Origin of the sequence: Salinicola sp. JS01, assembly GCF_030284585.1 — a bacterium.
Taxonomy (GTDB): domain Bacteria; phylum Pseudomonadota; class Gammaproteobacteria; order Pseudomonadales; family Halomonadaceae; genus Salinicola.
On record NZ_CP127244.1, the window covers coordinates 884,891 to 900,712 of the forward strand.

Below are 15,822 nucleotides of genomic sequence, written 5' to 3' on the forward strand. Positions count from 1 at the left end.
ACTTGAACCCTACGATCAAAGACCAATTGACCAGCGCCCGGGGCGATTTGCGCCCCGGGCGCTTTTTGCCATAATGGCGCACCTTTTTTGCGCCCGCCGAGCGTTGAAGTCGCCGATCTCCGTGACCAGCGTCGTTAACGTAGCGTGGTGAAGTGTGATGCCAGATCCGGCAGGCCGGAGCGGCGTCACGGTCCACCGCGATCGCGGGCTTCTTGCCGTGAAACGTGACGACGAAGGCCTCAGAGCCCAGGACTGGATGATGATCACCTCTCAAGCCCCCCGCCAGGCAGCCCAGGACACGACTTCCCCCCAGGTATACAGCGATCTCTGTGCAGCCGAGCTGGTCGAGTTTGCCCTGGCCCGCGGTGAGGGTGTGCTGGCGGACAACGGCGCGCTAGTCGTGGAGACCGGTGCGCGTACGGGGCGCTCGACCCTCGACCGCTTTATCGTCGACGAGCCCTCGACCTCGGCGATGATCGAGTGGGGAGCGGTCAACCGCCCGATCGGCGCAGAGGTATTCGAGGCCCTGTGGGCGCGCGTCGAGGGCTATCTGGGGACGCGCGAGCGCTTCGTCTCGTCGCTGCATGTCGGCGCCGACCCGCAGCACTACCTGCCGGTGCGCGTGGTGACCGAGCTGGCCTGGCAGGCGCTCTACTGCCGCAACCTGTTCGTGCGCCCCGCGGCCGACGTGGCCGAGACCCACGCGGCGGACAAGCCCGAGTGGACGCTGATGAGTGCGCCCGGTTTCGTCTGCGAGCCGGATCGTGACGGCACCCGTTCCGAGTCCACGGTGATGATCGACTTCGCCCAGCGCAAGGTGCTGGTGGCGGGCATGCGCTACGCCGGCGAAATGAAGAAGGCGATGTTCTCGGTGCAGAACTTCCTGCTGCCGGCCAAGGACGTGCTGCCGATGCACTGCAGCGCCAACGTCGGTGAAGATGGCGAGACCACGCTGTTCTTCGGGCTCTCCGGCACCGGCAAGACGACCCTTTCCGCCGACCCCGAGCGCTACCTGATCGGTGACGACGAGCACGGCTGGGGCGAGGGCACGGTGTTCAACTTCGAAGGCGGCTGCTACGCCAAGACCATCGATCTGTCGCGTCAGAACGAGCCGATCATCTGGGATGCGATCCGCTTCGGCAGCGTGCTCGAGAACGTCAAGCTGGATGCGGCGCGGGTCCCCGATTACGCCGATGTCAGCCTGACCCAGAACGGGCGCGCGGCCTATCCGCTGGAATTCGTCGACAAGCGGGTGCTGGCCAATCGTGCCGGCGAGCCCAGCGCCATCGTTTTTCTGACCTGCGACATGAGCGGCGTGCTGCCGCCGGTGTCGCTGCTCTCCAAGGAAGCCGCGGCCTACCACTTCCTCTCCGGCTATACGGCCAAGGTCGGTTCCACCGAGATGGGCTCTACCAGCCAGCTCGAGGCGACTTTCTCGACCTGCTTCGGCGCGCCGTTCTTCCCGCGCCCGGCGCATGAGTACGCTGAGCTGTTGATCAAGCGTATCGAGGCCTTCGGCTCGCGTGTCTATCTGGTCAACACCGGCTGGAGCGGTGGTGCCTACGGCCAGGGCGGCAGCCGCTTCAGCATTCCCACCACTCGGGCGGTGATCGGCGCGATCCAGAGCGGTGCGCTGCGCGACGTCGACACGCGTCACATCGAGGGGCTCAACCTCGAGGTGCCGGTAGCGGTGGAAGGCGTCGACGCCAAGCTGCTCGATCCCCGCGAGGCGTGGTCCGATGCGGCCGCCTACGAGGCCCAGATGAATGCGCTGATCGACAAGTTCACCCACAACTTCGCCAAGTTCGACGGTGTCGATCCGGCGATCATCGCCGCCGGCCCGCGCGCTATCTGAACTCACGCCGGCGGCGCTCGGTAGTGAACGCTCATGAAGGGATGGCTACGGCCATCCCTTTCGTGTGTCGGGTTCGTGTGTCAGGGCATCCGCCCAGCGGCGCGCAGTAGGAGCGGCTGGCGGCGGTGTGCTACCTTGGCGCGATCTTTTCAGCCGTGATGTGATTCATGTCCAAGATGCAAACTGCAATCGTCTCCGCCATCGCCGAAGAACTCGGTGTCCGCCCACAGCAGGTCGCCGCGGCCGTCGAACTGCTCGATGGCGGCGCCACCGTGCCGTTCGTGGCGCGCTATCGCAAGGAGGCCACCGGCGGCCTCGACGATGGCCAGCTGCGCACCCTGGAGGAGCGGCTGCGCTATCTGCGCGAGATGGAGGAGCGCCGCAGCGCCATCGTTCAGGCGATCGAGGAGCAGGGCCAGATGAGCCCCGAGCTGCACGGCGAGCTGATGGCGGCGACCACCAAGCAGCGTCTGGAAGACCTCTACCTCCCCTATCGCAAGAAGCGCCGTACCAAGGCGCAGATCGCCCGCGAAGCGGGGCTCGAGCCGCTGGCAGAGCGCCTGCTGGCCGACCCCGGCCTGACCCCGGAAACCGAGGCGGCGGCCTATCTCGATAGCGCCACCGATGAGTCGCGCGGTGTCGAGGATGCCAAGGCGGCACTCGACGGTGCCAAGCAGATTCTGATGGAGCGCTTCAGCGAGGAGGCCGAGCTGGTCGGCCGCCTGCGCGAGCGGCTGTGGGAGGAGGGGCAACTGCGCGCGCGGGTGGTCAAGGGCAAGGAGCAGGAGGGGGCCAAGTTCTCCGACTACTTCGAGCACGACGAGGGGCTGGCCAAGACGCCATCGCACCGGGCGCTGGCCATGTTCCGCGGGCGCAACGAGGGCGTGTTGGCGCTGACCCTGGTGATGCCGGGGGAAGACGAGGCGCCGATCCATCCGGCGGAGGTGGCGATCGCTCGCCATGTCGGTATCGATCTGGGGGCCGAGCTGCCGGCCTCGCGCTGGCTGCGCGAAGTGGTGCGCTGGACCTGGCGGGTCAAGCTCTACACCCACCTAGAGACCGAGCTGATGGGGCGTCTGCGTGAGGGCGCCGAGCAGGAAGCGATCGAGGTGTTCGCCGCCAACCTCAAGGATCTGCTGCTGGCCTCGCCGGCGGGACCCAAGGCGACGCTGGCCCTCGACCCCGGTCTGCGCACCGGCTGCAAGGTGGCGGTGGTGGATGCCACCGGACGGTTCCTCGAACATGCGGTGGTCTATCCACACGCGCCGCAGAAGCAGTGGGATGCGGCGCTGGCGACCCTCGCCCAACTGGTCGAGCGCCACGACGTGGCGCTGGTGGCGATCGGTAACGGCACCGCCAGCCGCGAGACCGACAAGCTGGCCGCCGAGCTGGTCAAGCGCGTGGCGCCGCGGCCGCTGGCCAAGGTGATGGTCAGCGAAGCGGGGGCTTCGGTCTATTCCGCTTCGGAGCTGGCGGCCAAGGAGTTCCCGGCGCTGGATGTCTCGATCCGCGGTGCGGTGTCGATCGCACGCCGACTGCAGGACCCGCTGGCGGAACTGGTCAAGATCGATCCCAAGTCGATCGGGGTTGGCCAGTACCAGCACGATGTCTCTCAACTGCGTCTGTCGCGCAGTCTGGAGGCGGTGGTCGAGGACTGCGTCAACGCCGTGGGCGTGGATCTCAACATGGCCTCCAGCGCGCTGCTGTCGCGGGTCTCGGGCTTGAGCCCGATGCTCGCCGAGAACATCGTCGCGCGGCGTGACCGCGAGGGGGCGTTCCGCAGCCGGCGCGAGCTGCTCGAGGTCGAGCGTCTTGGGCCCAAGACCTTCGAGCAGTGCGCCGGCTTCCTGCGCATCATGGATGGCGACAACCCGCTGGATGCCAGCGCGGTGCACCCGGAGGCGTACCCGCTGGTAGCGCGCATCGCCGAACGCAACGGGCGCCAGCTCGCCGGACTGGTCGGCGACAGTCAGTATCTCAAGTCGCTCAAGCCCGCCGACTACGTCGACGACCACTTCGGCGTGCCGACGGTGATCGACATCCTCAAGGAGCTCGACAAACCGGGGCGCGACCCGCGGCCCGAGTTCAAGGCGGCGAGCTTTCGCGAGGGGGTGGAGAAGCTTTCCGACCTCGAGCCGGGCATGCTGCTCGAGGGCGTGGTCACCAACGTTACCCACTTCGGCGCCTTCGTCGATGTCGGCGTGCACCAGGATGGGCTGGTGCATATCTCGGCGCTGGCCGAGAAGTTCGTCGAGGATCCGCGCCAGGTGGTCAAGGCCGGCGATATCGTCAAGGTCAAGGTGATGGAAGTGGACCTGCCGCGTCAGCGGATCGGGCTATCGATGCGTCTCGGCGACGAGCCTGGTGCCCAGCGCGAGCGCCAGCCCAGCGGCGGGCGCGGCGAGCAGCGTCAGCGTGGCAAGCCACAGCGCAGCGGCCGCGGCGGCGGTCAGGGGCAGGGGCAGAACTCGAACATGGGCGCGCTGGGCGAGGCGCTGCTGAAAGCGCAGAAGCGTCGCTGACGAAGTCGTTAGCCTTGAAAGCGCTATCGCCGACTCCATAATGGGGTTTTGCTCGCGACGTATCGCTGCCGGCGGCCCTCGATGGCCGCCGGCAGCGGTGCACGGACAACGGGAGAGGCGTCTCTCCCCATCGGATGAAGGTGTTGCGCGTGTCTGATCAACTCGCCACGAACGTCGACCGGCTGATGACGCCGGCACGCAAAGGATTGCTTGGTCGTCTGCGGCGAGGCATCGAGAAAGAGGGGCTGCGGGTCGATGGTGAAGGCCGCATCGTGCCCACTCCGCACCCCTACGCGTTGGGCTCCAAGCTGACCCATCCGCATATCACCACCGACTATTCGGAAGCGCTGCTCGAGTACATCACCCCGGTCTACTGCCGGCCGGCGGATGCGCTGGCGTTCCTCGGCGATCTGCTGCGCTTCAGCTATCGCCACCTGGGGGAAGAGTGGATCTGGCCGGCGAGCATGCCGTCGAGGCTTTTGGGCAACGAGAGCGTGCCGATCGCCGATTACGGCACCTCCAACGTCGGCACCATGAAGCATGTCTACCGCAAGGGGCTGGATCTGCGCTACGGCCGCATCATGCAGTCGATCGCCGGGATTCACTACAACGTCTCGTTGCCGGAGGACATCTGGCCGCTGCTGCAATCGCTGGAGGGGCGCGAGGCTGAGTCGCCCAAGGGTTACCGCTCGGCGCGCTACTTCGATCTGATCCGCAACTTCCGCCGCAATAGCTGGCTGCTGCTCTATCTGTTCGGCGCCTCGCCGGCGCTGGATCGCAGCTTCCTCGGCGCCGCCAGCCTGGACGGGCGCTGCGACAAGCTGAAGCCGTGGCAGGGAGACGGCGAGACGCTCTATGCACCCTATGCCACCAGCCTGCGCATGTCCGATCTGGGCTACCAGAACAAGGTGCAGTCGCAGCTCAAGATCTGCTTCAACTCACTCTCCAACTATGTCGGCACGCTGCGCCACGCGATCTCCACCGAGTGGCCGGACTACCAGCGGATGGGCGTCGAGGAGGGTGGCGAGTGGCACCAGCTGAGCGCCAGCATCCTGCAGATCGAGAACGAGTACTACAGCGATATCCGGCCCAAGCGGGTGGCGCGTCACGACGAAACGCCGACCCAGGCGCTGGAAGCCCGTGGGGTGGAGTACATCGAGGTGCGCTGTCTCGATCTCAACCCCTTCCTGCCGCTGGGCATCGACGAGCCGCAGATGCGCTTCATCGATACCTTCCTGCTCTGGTGTCTGCTCTCCGAGAGCCCGTGGATCCCCGACGAGGAGTGCGACCGGCTCGACGACAATCGGCGCCTGGTGGTCGAACGCGGCCGCGACCCGGCGCTGCGCCTGCAGGTGGGCGAGCGCCAGGTACCGCTGGCCGAGCGGGGTCACGAGATCATCGCCGGGATGCGCCAGGTCGCCTCGCTGCTCGATGCCATCGAGGGCTCGGATCTGCACCTGGCCGCGGTGGAGTCGCTGGCGACGCGGCTCGACGATCCCGAGAAGACCCCGTCGGCGCGCATGCTGCGCGAGCTCGAGGCACATGGCGGCGAGTGGGCCGATTTCATCACCGATCTGGCCCGGCGTCAGGCCGAGGCGTGGCGTAACACGCCGATGGACGCAGCCAGGGCGTCGCTGTTCGACGAGCTGGTGGCGACCTCGCATCAGCAGCAGCACGATATCGAGGCGGAGGATCAGGTCTCGTTCGCCCAGTTCATCGCCGACTATTTTGCCCGCGCACGGGAACCGCGCCCGGCGGCGTGAGTCCATAAGGCCTGGCGCGTCCGTCGGGCAGCGGTGGGGGCGAGCAGGATCAATACCAAGGACATCGAGACTATGCAGATCAAGCGGTGGGCGGCGCAGGCGAGCGCGCGCCAGTGGTGTGGGCTGGGGCTGGCGATGTGCTGCCTGATGATGGCAGTCGCGCTCTATCTGCAGTATGGCGTAGGCCTGGAGCCTTGCCCGCTGTGCATCTTCCAGCGCGTGGCGGTGATCGCTGCCGGCTGTGTCTTCCTGATTGGCCTTTTGCACAATCCGCGCCGTCGCGGCGCTATCGTCTACGGCGTTCTGGCACTGCTGGCGGTGGCCGGCGGCATCATCGTCGCCGGGCGCCACGTCTGGCTGCAGACGCTACCTCCGGATAGTGTGCCGAGCTGTGGACCTGGCTTAGACTACATGCTCGGCGCGCTGCCGCTGTGGGACGTGATGTCCCGCGTGCTCTCCGGGTCGGGCGAGTGCGCTGCGGTGGAAGGCGCGCTGTGGGGCGTGACGCTGCCGCAGTGGACACTGCTGGGCTTCGCGATCATGGCGCTGATACCGCTGGCGATGATTCTCACCCGACTGCGGGGCAAGGCGGCGACGCAACCGGCGACCGCGGCCTGAACGCTGGCCTGCCAAGAAAGGAAACGCTGAATAAATCGCCGAACGAGATGAAGGGCAAGGCGCCCGGAACGGAGAAAGCGAGACATAACAAGTGGTTAGGCGAGCTTTCGACCGGGCTGGCGTTCCAGTACCGCGTAACGAAGCCATTCGCTGGGGACGCCGAGTCCGTGCAGGCATTTATGCGGTGATTTCCTAAGGAGGTGATACATGCTGGAGCACTGCAAGACGGCGCAGGAGCGCTGGGGCGGGGTCCATTCGCTGATCGATCGCTGGCTCGAGCAGCGCTACGACATGCTGGTGACCCTGGTCGACCTGCGCGAGGTGTGCGAAAGCGATCTCAGTGCGGTCACCAAAGCGCGTATCGATGCCTTCAGCGAAGCGCTGATGGACTACATCAGCGCCGGCCATTTCGAGATCTACCCGCAGCTGCGCGAGGAGGCGAAGGCCTTCGATGACCACGAGGCGCTGGCGCTGGCCGACGAGCTGCTGGCGCGGGTCGAGGACTCGACCCAGCTAGTGCTCGATTTCGACAACGACTACGCCACGCCGACGCGCTGTCAGCACCACACCGCGCGCCTGCCGGCATGGCTCGAGCGCCTGGGTGCGGGGCTGGTGGAACGTTTCGGCCTCGAAGATCAATTGATCGGCCGGGTTCATGCGGTGCACGCACCGGACGGCGAGTCGACGGGCCAGCGTCAGGCCAATCCCGTCTCCTCCTGAGTCTTACGGTCGCGTCCGTCCTCGACTGCTGGCCGGGCGCGGCGACCGATGCGGTTGGGTCGCCGAATCGCGTCGATGCTGGGTTGCCCCGTCTTTCTAGTTCTCGCGCCCCTGTTGCTCGTGCCTTTTGTTCCCGCCCTTGTTTCTCCCGCCCCTGGATTGACCACCTGTTTGCATCTTTCCGGTGTCGCCTCTCGGCTTTTGCCCTTTAGTCGCGCAGGGTGATCACCCGCCAGCCTTGCGCCTCGGCCAGATCGCGCAGCGCGTCATCGGGGTCGACCGCCACCGGATTGGGGACTTTTTCCAGCAGAAAGCGATCGTTGATCGAGTCGCTGTAGAACCAGGCGTCATCCAGGGTCAGCGCCGGCTGCTCCTCGAGCCACTGCTCGAGCCGTGTCACCTTGCCCTCGCGATAGCTGGGGATACCGGCCACGCGCCCGGTGTAGCGCTTGCCGTCGCGTTCGGGTTCGATCGCGATCAGATCGTCGACGCCCAGACGTCGCGCGATGGGCCCGGTGATGAAGCGGTTGGTGGCGGTGATGATCAGCAGATGGTCGCCGCGCTGGCGGTGCCAGGCGAGCAGCTCCTCGGCCTGGGGCAGCACGTGGGGCTCGATCTTGCACGCCATGAACTGCTGGTGCCAGGCGTTGAGCTGCTCCTCGCTGTGCCGGGTCAGCGGTTCGAGCGCCATTGCCAGGTAGGCCAGGATATCGAGCTGACCCGCTTGGTAGTCCCGCAGGTACTTATCGTTGGCCTGGCGGTAGGCGTCAGCGTCGACCGCGCCCTGCTCGATGAGAAACTCGCCCCAGGCGTGGTCGCTGTCGCAGCTGATCAAGGTGTTGTCGAGATCGAAAATGGCCAGACTCAAGGTTGGCTCCCGGTAAGTGGCGATGATGTGAGGGTGACATGGCGGTCGGGTCGCGCTGGCGACGCCGGGCAGTATCGCAAACTCCCCGGCGCTTGCCCATGCCGGGGCCGGGCGCGTGCGCATCTGTGGCGGTCGGCGTCAGGACGCTGGCAAGGGCTTTTGCCCGGTACGCTTAGAGGGTGTCTACAAAATGCCTGCGCTCGACAATACGGCGTTGAAATCGACCTCGTACGCGAGCCCGGTCAAAATACTCATTTACCCTTGTAAACTGGAACGCCAGCCCGGTCCTTTCTTCGGCCGATTTCGCCTTAGCTACGCGCCCCGGTCCTGCCTTCGCTCGTCGAATTTGTAAACACCCTCTTATTGATGCGCTTTCTCGCTTTGTGGAAGAATGGTTTCAACGACAATTGAGTTAAGGTGAACTCCGTGATAGACGCCGATGGCTTTCGGCCGAACGTTGGCATCATCATCGCCAACTGTGACGGCCAACTGCTCTGGGCGCGTCGGGCGGGTCAGGAAGCATGGCAATTTCCGCAAGGCGGTATCAAGGCCCATGAGTCACCGCAACAGGCACTCTTCCGCGAGCTGGAGGAGGAGATTGGGTTGAAGTCCCATGATGTCGATGTGGTGGCCTGTACGCGAGGATGGCTACGTTACCGACTCCCACGGCGCATGGTGAGAACGCACTCGAAACCGCTGTGCATCGGCCAGAAGCAGAAGTGGTTTCTGCTGAAGATCCGCTGCCATGACAGCCGAGTCTGCGTCGACAGCACGCCCAAACCGGAATTCGACGGCTGGCGCTGGGTCAGTTACTGGTATCCTCTGGGGCAGGTGGTCTCGTTCAAGCGCGAGGTCTACCGCCGCGCCCTGCGCGAACTGGCACCGGACTTTCATCGTCTGGCGCTGGAGGAGGTGACCTGACAGCGAGCGGACCCGAGCGCAGGTAGCTTTCGTATAGAGCCCCGCCTGAGCGAACACCATGGCGGCCCGGCAGCAGCGGGCCGTCTCGATGCCACCACGAGGATCGCCTCGCAGACAAGAAAAAGGCCCATGCTCGATACCCTTCGCCGCATCGTTCAGGAAGTCAACGGCGCCCGCAGCCTGGATGCCGCGCTCGCCACCATGGTGCGGCGCATCCGCAAGGCGATGCGCACCGACGTCTGCTCGGTCTACCTGTTCGATCGCGAGCGCGAGCGGCTGGTGCTGATGGATACCATCGGTCTGCGAACCCAGGCGGTGGGCGTGGTGGCGCTTGGCCTGGGCGAGGGGCTGGTGGGGTTGGTGGGGCAGCGCGAGGAGCCGCTCAACCTCGAGGATGCCCCGGCGCACCCGCACTTTCGCTACTTCGCCGAGACCGGGGAAGAGCGCTTCTCCAGCTTTCTCGGAGTGCCGATCATCCACCAGCGCCGCATGCTCGGCGTGCTGGTGGTGCAGCAGCAGGAGAAGCGCCGCTTCGACGAGGGCGACGAGGCCTTCCTGGTGACCATGGCGGCCCAGCTCGCCGGGGTGCTGGCGCATGCGCTGGTCTCCGGCGCGCTCAATCGCCGCGCCCAGCCCGATGGGCAGGCGATGTTTTCCGGGGCGCCGGGCTCATCGGGCATGGCGATCGGCGAGATCGTGGTGATCGCGCCGCCGGCCGATCTCGACAGCGTGCCCGATCTGATTCCCACCGACCCGGAGGCCGAAGTCGCCCATCTGCAGGCGGCGATCGCCCATGTGCGCGAGGAGATTCGCGAAGCCGGGGCGCGTCTGGCCAGCCGCATCTCGGCTCAGGAGCTGGCGCTGTTCGATGTCTATCAGCAGATGTTGGGCGACGCCGCGTTGGGCAACGAGGTCGAGAAGCGCATCCGCGAGGGGCAGTGGGCGCCGGGGGCGCTGGCCGACGTGGTCCGGCGCCATACCCAGTATCTCGAGCGGGTCGACGATGGCTACCTGCGCGAGCGTGCCGCCGATATCCGCGATCTGGGCCGGCGGGTGCTCGCGCATCTGCAGGAGGGTAGCGAGCGCACCGCCTCCACCTATCCCGAGAACACCATTCTGGTCGGCGACGAGATCAGCGCCGCGACCCTGGGCGAGGTGCCCAAGGATCGCCTGGCGGCGCTGGTTTCGGTGCGCGGGTCGAGCAATTCCCACGTGGCGATTCTGGCGCGGGCCATGGGCATTCCCACGGTGCTGGGGATGGTCGATCTGCCGCTGCCGCGGATCAACGGGGCCAAGGCGATTCTCGACGGCCACCGCGGGCGCCTCTTCGTGCGGCCCGACCCTCAGCTGGCGCAGCGCTATGCGCGGCTGATCAAGGAGGAGCGGGCGCTGGCCGAAGTGCTCGAGCACGAGCAGCACCTGCCCAGCCAGACCCCGGACGGCCACGCCATGCCGCTGCTGGTCAATACCGGGCTCGCGGTGGATGCGGTGGCACAGCTCAAGTCGCGGGTCAGCGGCGTGGGGCTCTACCGCACCGAAGTGCCGTTCATGATGAACGAGCGCTTTCCCAGCGAGCAGGAGCAGACGCGTCTCTACCATGAGCAGCTGTCGAGCTTCGCGCCACTACCGGTGGTGATGCGCACCCTCGATATCGGCGGCGACAAGGATCTTCCCTACTTCCCGATCAACGAGGCCAACCCCTTTCTCGGCTGGCGCGGCATCCGGGTGACGCTGGACCACCCCGAGGTGCTGATGGTGCAGCTGCGCGCCATGCTCATGGCGTCGCGCGGGCTCGACAATCTGCGCATTCTGCTGCCGATGATCACCAGTGTCGACGAGGTCGATACGGCGCTGCGACTGCTGTCGCGGGCGCGTCAGGAGCTGGCCGAGGACGGTATCGAGGTGGCCTCGCCCAAGGTCGGGGTGATGATCGAAGTGCCGGCGACGCTCTATCAGCTCGCGGCGCTGGCCGAGCGGGTCGATTTCTTCTCCATCGGCAGCAATGACCTGACCCAGTACCTGCTGGCGGTGGATCGCAACAATGCGCGCGTCGCCAGTCTCTACGATGCCTGCCACCCGGCGGTGCTCAACGCGCTGTCGCGGCTCGCTGCCGAGAGCCAGACCTTGGGCGTGCCGGCTTCGGTGTGCGGCGAGCTGGCGGGAGACCCCTCCGGGGCGCTGCTGCTGATGGGCATGGGCTTCGACGCGCTGTCGATGAACGCGCCGAGCCTGCCGCGGGTGCGCGCCGCCATCCGCCGGGTCGGACTCGATGACGCCAAGGCGCTGGTGCAGGAGACGCTGGGCCTGCCGACCACCGCGGCGGTGCGCGCCCACCTGCGCCAGCGGCTCTCCGACTGGCAGATCGCGCATCTGCTGCCGCCCCAGGATTGACGAGTCTTCGCGCCAGAGTCTGTGGCTAGGCTGACACCGATTCGCTCACGCACTCTCCCTCCGGCACGCCCATGCCAGCGTAGCGGCGTTCCGTGATCTCGATGACACCGTTCGCCGCCGCGCTCACCAGCGTGGTGGCGCGGGTGCCGTAGGTCTCCCCGACGATGAAGATCGCTGACAGTCGGCGCTCGGTCGCCAGGCCGACGCCGGTATCGGGCAGCTCGGCGTCGGCAACGGGGCGGGTATCATGCATGGCCTGCCATATCGAGGCTTGCCAGTCGTCGCCGTCGAGGGCCTGTCGCAGCGCTTCCCGCGCGCGCACCAGCTTGGGCCAGGGAGTATTCAGTGCGGCGTTGGAGAGCCCGTGCAGGCCGGGCGCGACTTCGTCGAGGGTGGTTGCGTCGCGGCCGTGGTGGAGCACCCAGAGCCGATCACCCTCGCGCAGCAGCAGGTTGAAACCGGCATAGCGCTGCGCGCCAGCGCTCGCCAGGTCCTGAAGCCAGCGCTGCGGCTCGGCCGCCTGCAGGGCGGCGGTCACCAGCTCGCCGCGGCTGGGTGCATCAGCGGGCGTCGCCATATGAGCATCGCGGACGTTGGTCAGGGCGGCGAAGCGCCCGCCGCGGGTGGCTGCCAGCCAGGTGCCGCCGCCCTCGAGATCGCGGCCGCCGAGCAGCGGGGCATCCTGCCAGCGGTGCAGGGCGGCGCTGGGCCGGGCGTGGAACTCGTCGCGATTGGCGGCAAGACGCAGCGGCCGATCGCTATCTGGCTGCCAGTCGAAGACGATCAGACACATGGTGAGGCTCCAGCAGCGTGGAAGGTGCCAGGGGCTGTACTGACAGCAGCAGACCGACAGCAGCAGCCATGACAGCGGCAGGCTGGCAGCGTACCATGAGCAGGCTATTTACTTCCCGCCCCCGGATGTCACACCCAAGGATCACCCGCATGTCTCCAGACCCCGCGCTGGCAGCGCTTCCCGGCGAGATAACTCATTCAATGTCTGACTGTGGGGTAGAAAGATGCTGACGGCTGTCCTCATCTACCTGCTGGTGGGTGCCATCGCCGGGCTGCTGGCGGGTGTCTTCGGTATTGGTGGCGGCATCGTGATGGTGCCAGCGCTGGTCTTCGCCTTTCTCGCCCAGCAGGTCGACCCGGCGGTGACTGCGCATCTGGCGGTGGGGACGTCGCTGGCGACCATCGTCGTTACCGGCGCCTCTTCTGCCTGGGGGCACTGGCGCCGGGGCAGCGTGCGCCGCGACTGGCTGCGGATGATGATTCCGGGGCTACTGGTCGGCGGTATCCTCGGCGTATTGCTGGCCTCCGCGCTGCCGGGGGCGGCGCTGACGCGGCTGTTCGGTGCGTTTGCTCTGGTGATGGCACTGAAGATGCTGCTGTCGCGCCCGCCGGCTACCCAGGGGCGCACTCCGAAGCGCTGGCCGATGGCGGCGGCGGGGGCGGGGATTGGCGGCGTCTCGACGCTGTTCGGGGTCGGCGGCGGGGTGATGTCGGTGCCGTGGCTGTCGCGCTTCACCCAGCGCATGACCGAGGCGGTGGGTACCTCCGCTGCCATCGGCCTGCCGATCGCGCTGATCGGTACCGTGACCAATGTCGTGGTGGGCTGGGGCGAGGCCGGGCTGCCGAGCGGGGCGACCGGTTTCGTGATGTGGCCGGCGTTTCTCGGCCTGATGGTGACCAGCGTGCCGATGGCCCGAGTGGGGGTGAAAGTCGCCCACGCATTGCCTGCCAAGGTGCTGCGACGTATCTTTGCCCTCCTGTTGATCGTGGTCGGGTTCAAGCTGATGCTGGGCTGACCGACGATCTCGACCCCTGCTGCCGAAGGAGCGCGCATGCTGGCCTACCCCGATATCGATCCCATCGCCGTCTCGCTGGGGCCTCTCAAGGTTCACTGGTACGGGCTGATGTATGTCGTCGGCTTCGTCGGTGCCTGGTGGCTGGGGCGTCTGCGTGCAGCGCGATTAGGAGTCAAGCCCGATGATATCGGCGACATGCTGTTCTACGGCGCGCTGGGCGTGGTGCTGGGCGGCCGCCTGGGCTATGCGCTGTTCTACGGCTTCGATCGCCTGATCGAAAACCCGCTGTGGGTGTTCCAGGTCTGGGATGGCGGCATGAGCTTCCATGGCGGCCTGATCGGGGTGCTGATCGCCTCGCTGCTGTTCGCCCGCAAGCATGGCTTGGCGTTCTTCCAGCTCACCGACTTCGTCGCACCGCTGGTGCCGATCGGGCTGGGCGCCGGGCGTATCGGCAACTTCATCAATCACGAGCTGCCCGGGCGCGTCACCGACGTGCCCTGGGCCCTGGTGTTCCCCGGCATGGGCGGGCAGGGGCGGCATCCGTCGTCGCTATATCAGTTCTTTCTTGAGGGTGTGGTACTGTTCACCATTCTCTGGCTGGTCTCGCTGACCCCACGCAGGCGCGGTTTCGTCTCCGGGCTTTTCCTGATCTGTTACGGCTGCTTCCGCTTTTTGTCGGAGTTCTTCCGTCAGCCGGATCCGCAGCTCGGTTTCATCGCCTTCGGCTGGTTGACCATGGGACAGCTGTTGTCGCTACCGATGATCCTGGCCGGTGCGGCACTGGTGGTATGGTCCCGCCGCAACGCGGTCGACGACGCCCGCGCCGAGCGCACCGCCGACTGAACGCGTCCGGCGTTACCCGCGCGTAGCGATGCCTGAGCGCGCGGGTTGCCAGGCGCGCGAGACATTCGATTTCAAGCGCCGCGCGGCTGTCGTCATCGGCCCGCGGCGCCGCTAGTCAAGGAGTGCAAGCCCCATGCGGCCTTATCTCGATCTGATGCAACGGGTGCTGGATAGCGGCATCGAGAAAGCCGACCGCACCGGTGTCGGCACGCTGAGCGTCTTTGGCCATCAGATGCGCTTCGATCTGAGCCAGGGTTTTCCGCTGGTGACGACCAAGAAGCTGCATCTGCGCTCGATCATCCATGAGCTTTTGTGGTTTCTGCGTGGCGACACCAACATCGCCTATCTGCATGAGCACAATGTCACCATCTGGGACGAGTGGGCGGATGCCAATGGCGACCTGGGGCCGGTCTACGGCTATCAGTGGCGCAGCTGGCCGGCGCCGGACGGCGAGTCGATCGACCAGATCGCCAAGGTGGTCGAGCAGATTCGCCGTCACCCGGACTCCCGCCGGCATATCGTCTCGGCCTGGAATCCGGCGCTGGTCGACGAGATGGCGCTGCCGCCGTGTCATGCGCTGTTCCAGTTCTACGTCGCCGAGGGGCGGCTGTCGTGCCAGCTCTATCAGCGCAGCGCCGATATCTTTCTCGGAGTACCGTTCAATATCGCCAGCTATGCGCTGCTGACTCACATGGTGGCGCAGGTCTGCGGTCTCGAACCGGGGGAGTTCGTGCACACCCTGGGTGACGCGCACCTCTATCTCAATCATCTCGATCAGGCCCGGCTACAGTTGAGCCGCGAGCCGCTGGCGCTGCCGAGGCTGCGGCTCAATCCCGAGATCGATGACCTGTTCGCGTTCCGTTTCGAAGACATTGCGATCGAAGACTATCGCGCCCACCCGGCGATCAAGGCGCCTATCGCTGTATGAGTGATTCGACTTCCCACAGCGCCCTGCGCGCCGAACTTGACACCCCGGTGGCGATGATCGCCGCACTATCGCAGAATCGGGTCATCGGCGTGGACAATCAGTTGCCCTGGTATCTGCCCGAGGATCTCAAGCACTTCAAGGCGCTGACACTGGGCAAGCCGCTGGTGATGGGGCGCAAGACCTTCGAGTCGATCGGGCGGGCGTTGCCCGGTCGGCTGAATATCGTGATCACGCGCTCGTCGAGCTATCGCCACGCGGGTGTCCGGGTGTGCCACGATCTGGCCGCGGCGCTAGCGCTCGCCGATCAGCAGGCGTTGATCGACGGTGCCGACGAGATCATGGTGATGGGCGGGGGCGAGATCTACGCCCAAGCGCTGCCGGTGGCATCGCGTCTCTATCTCACCGAGGTCGCGGTGACGCTCGACGGCGATGCGCACTTTCCCGCGTTCGACGCCGCCGAGTGGCAGGAGATCGGGCGCGAGCCCGGGGCTGCCAAGCCGGGCCAACCGGATTATGCTTTTGTCCACTACCGCCGGGCGGGAAGCGCTGGCTGAGTTTGAACGGCCCGCGCGTCCGACGCGCGGG

The 15,822-nt window shown here is 66.4% G+C and carries 13 protein-coding genes; 11 read left to right on the forward strand and 2 right to left on the reverse strand.

The genetic code is table 11. The features are described 5' to 3' along the window. The first annotated feature begins 259 nt into the window (after window positions 1-259). From QO259_RS04040 to rsd, 5 genes are all read left to right on the forward strand, one after another. Window positions 260-1,855 (forward strand): phosphoenolpyruvate carboxykinase, encoded by a 1,596-nt coding sequence (locus QO259_RS04040; RefSeq protein ID WP_285951895.1) that lies wholly within the window; start codon window positions 260-262, stop codon window positions 1,853-1,855. Between the two features lie 167 nt (window positions 1,856-2,022). After that, window positions 2,023-4,377, forward strand: a complete 2,355-nt coding sequence (locus QO259_RS04045) for a Tex family protein (protein ID WP_285951896.1) — start codon at window positions 2,023-2,025, stop codon at window positions 4,375-4,377. 134 nt (window positions 4,378-4,511) lie between these two features. Further along, entirely contained in the window at window positions 4,512-6,140 is a 1,629-nt protein-coding gene (gshA, locus tag QO259_RS04050; RefSeq protein WP_285951897.1) for a glutamate--cysteine ligase, read from the forward strand. 72 nt (window positions 6,141-6,212) lie between these two features. Beyond that, the gene (locus tag QO259_RS04055; RefSeq protein ID WP_207035172.1) at window positions 6,213-6,758 is read left to right on the forward strand and encodes a disulfide bond formation protein B; all 546 of its coding nucleotides are present in this window, start codon (window positions 6,213-6,215) and stop codon (window positions 6,756-6,758) included. A 207-nt stretch (window positions 6,759-6,965) separates the two neighbouring features. Next, on the forward strand, window positions 6,966-7,478 hold the full coding sequence (gene rsd, locus QO259_RS04060) for a sigma D regulator (RefSeq protein WP_285951898.1): 513 nt from the start codon (window positions 6,966-6,968) through the stop codon (window positions 7,476-7,478). A 208-nt stretch (window positions 7,479-7,686) separates the two neighbouring features. Here the strand turns inward: rsd and QO259_RS04065 are convergent, their stop codons facing one another. Next, complete coding sequence (locus tag QO259_RS04065) at window positions 7,687-8,346, reverse strand: histidinol-phosphatase (protein ID WP_285951899.1); 660 nt, start codon at window positions 8,344-8,346, stop codon at window positions 7,687-7,689. Between the two features lie 426 nt (window positions 8,347-8,772). Here QO259_RS04065 and QO259_RS04070 point away from each other — a divergent pair, with 426 nt between their 5' ends. Together QO259_RS04070 and ptsP are read left to right on the forward strand one after the other, a co-directional pair. Then, the gene (locus QO259_RS04070) at window positions 8,773-9,267 is read left to right on the forward strand and encodes an RNA pyrophosphohydrolase (RefSeq protein WP_110678415.1); all 495 of its coding nucleotides are present in this window, start codon (window positions 8,773-8,775) and stop codon (window positions 9,265-9,267) included. Window positions 9,268-9,396: 129 nt separating this feature from the next. Next, window positions 9,397-11,658, forward strand: coding sequence for a phosphoenolpyruvate--protein phosphotransferase (gene ptsP / locus QO259_RS04075; RefSeq protein ID WP_285951900.1), 2,262 nt, complete (start codon window positions 9,397-9,399; stop codon window positions 11,656-11,658). Between the two features lie 25 nt (window positions 11,659-11,683). Here the strand turns inward: ptsP and QO259_RS04080 are convergent, their stop codons facing one another. After that, entirely contained in the window at window positions 11,684-12,451 is a 768-nt protein-coding gene (locus QO259_RS04080) for an NRDE family protein (protein WP_285951901.1), read from the reverse strand. A gap of 223 nt (window positions 12,452-12,674) precedes the next feature. On the opposite strand from QO259_RS04080, the gene QO259_RS04085 reads away from it, so the two are divergent. The 4 genes from QO259_RS04085 to QO259_RS04100 all read left to right on the forward strand — a co-directional run bounded on the left by QO259_RS04085 (window position 12,675) and on the right by QO259_RS04100 (window position 15,791). Further along, the gene (locus tag QO259_RS04085; protein WP_285951902.1) at window positions 12,675-13,466 is read left to right on the forward strand and encodes a sulfite exporter TauE/SafE family protein; all 792 of its coding nucleotides are present in this window, start codon (window positions 12,675-12,677) and stop codon (window positions 13,464-13,466) included. A gap of 36 nt (window positions 13,467-13,502) precedes the next feature. Then, window positions 13,503-14,309, forward strand: a complete 807-nt coding sequence (gene lgt, locus QO259_RS04090; RefSeq protein ID WP_285951903.1) for a prolipoprotein diacylglyceryl transferase — start codon at window positions 13,503-13,505, stop codon at window positions 14,307-14,309. A 133-nt stretch (window positions 14,310-14,442) separates the two neighbouring features. After that, window positions 14,443-15,237, forward strand: coding sequence for a thymidylate synthase (locus QO259_RS04095; RefSeq protein ID WP_285951904.1), 795 nt, complete (start codon window positions 14,443-14,445; stop codon window positions 15,235-15,237). Next, window positions 15,234-15,791, forward strand: coding sequence for a dihydrofolate reductase (locus QO259_RS04100; RefSeq protein WP_285951905.1), 558 nt, complete (start codon window positions 15,234-15,236; stop codon window positions 15,789-15,791). Before QO259_RS04095 ends, QO259_RS04100 begins: the two co-directional genes overlap by 4 nt. Window positions 15,792-15,822: the final 31 nt, after the last annotated feature.

Excerpts from the sequence above, each read along its gene's own strand:
- QO259_RS04085 (WP_285951902.1), top strand. The coding sequence starts at position 12,675 with ATGCTGACGGCTGTCCTCATCTACCTGCTGGTGGGTGCCATCGCCGGG.
- QO259_RS04055 (WP_207035172.1), top strand. The coding sequence starts at position 6,213 with ATGCAGATCAAGCGGTGGGCGGCGCAGGCGAGCGCGCGCCAGTGGTGT.
- QO259_RS04100 (WP_285951905.1), top strand. The coding sequence starts at position 15,234 with ATGAGTGATTCGACTTCCCACAGCGCCCTGCGCGCCGAACTTGACACC.
- QO259_RS04045 (WP_285951896.1), top strand. The coding sequence starts at position 2,023 with ATGTCCAAGATGCAAACTGCAATCGTCTCCGCCATCGCCGAAGAACTC.
- ptsP (WP_285951900.1), top strand. The coding sequence starts at position 9,397 with ATGCTCGATACCCTTCGCCGCATCGTTCAGGAAGTCAACGGCGCCCGC.
- QO259_RS04080 (WP_285951901.1), bottom strand. The coding sequence starts at position 12,451 with ATGTGTCTGATCGTCTTCGACTGGCAGCCAGATAGCGATCGGCCGCTG.
- lgt (WP_285951903.1), top strand. The coding sequence starts at position 13,503 with ATGCTGGCCTACCCCGATATCGATCCCATCGCCGTCTCGCTGGGGCCT.
- QO259_RS04040 (WP_285951895.1), top strand. The coding sequence starts at position 260 with ATGATCACCTCTCAAGCCCCCCGCCAGGCAGCCCAGGACACGACTTCC.
- QO259_RS04095 (WP_285951904.1), top strand. The coding sequence starts at position 14,443 with ATGCGGCCTTATCTCGATCTGATGCAACGGGTGCTGGATAGCGGCATC.
- rsd (WP_285951898.1), top strand. The coding sequence starts at position 6,966 with ATGCTGGAGCACTGCAAGACGGCGCAGGAGCGCTGGGGCGGGGTCCAT.
- gshA (WP_285951897.1), top strand. The coding sequence starts at position 4,512 with ATGAAGGTGTTGCGCGTGTCTGATCAACTCGCCACGAACGTCGACCGG.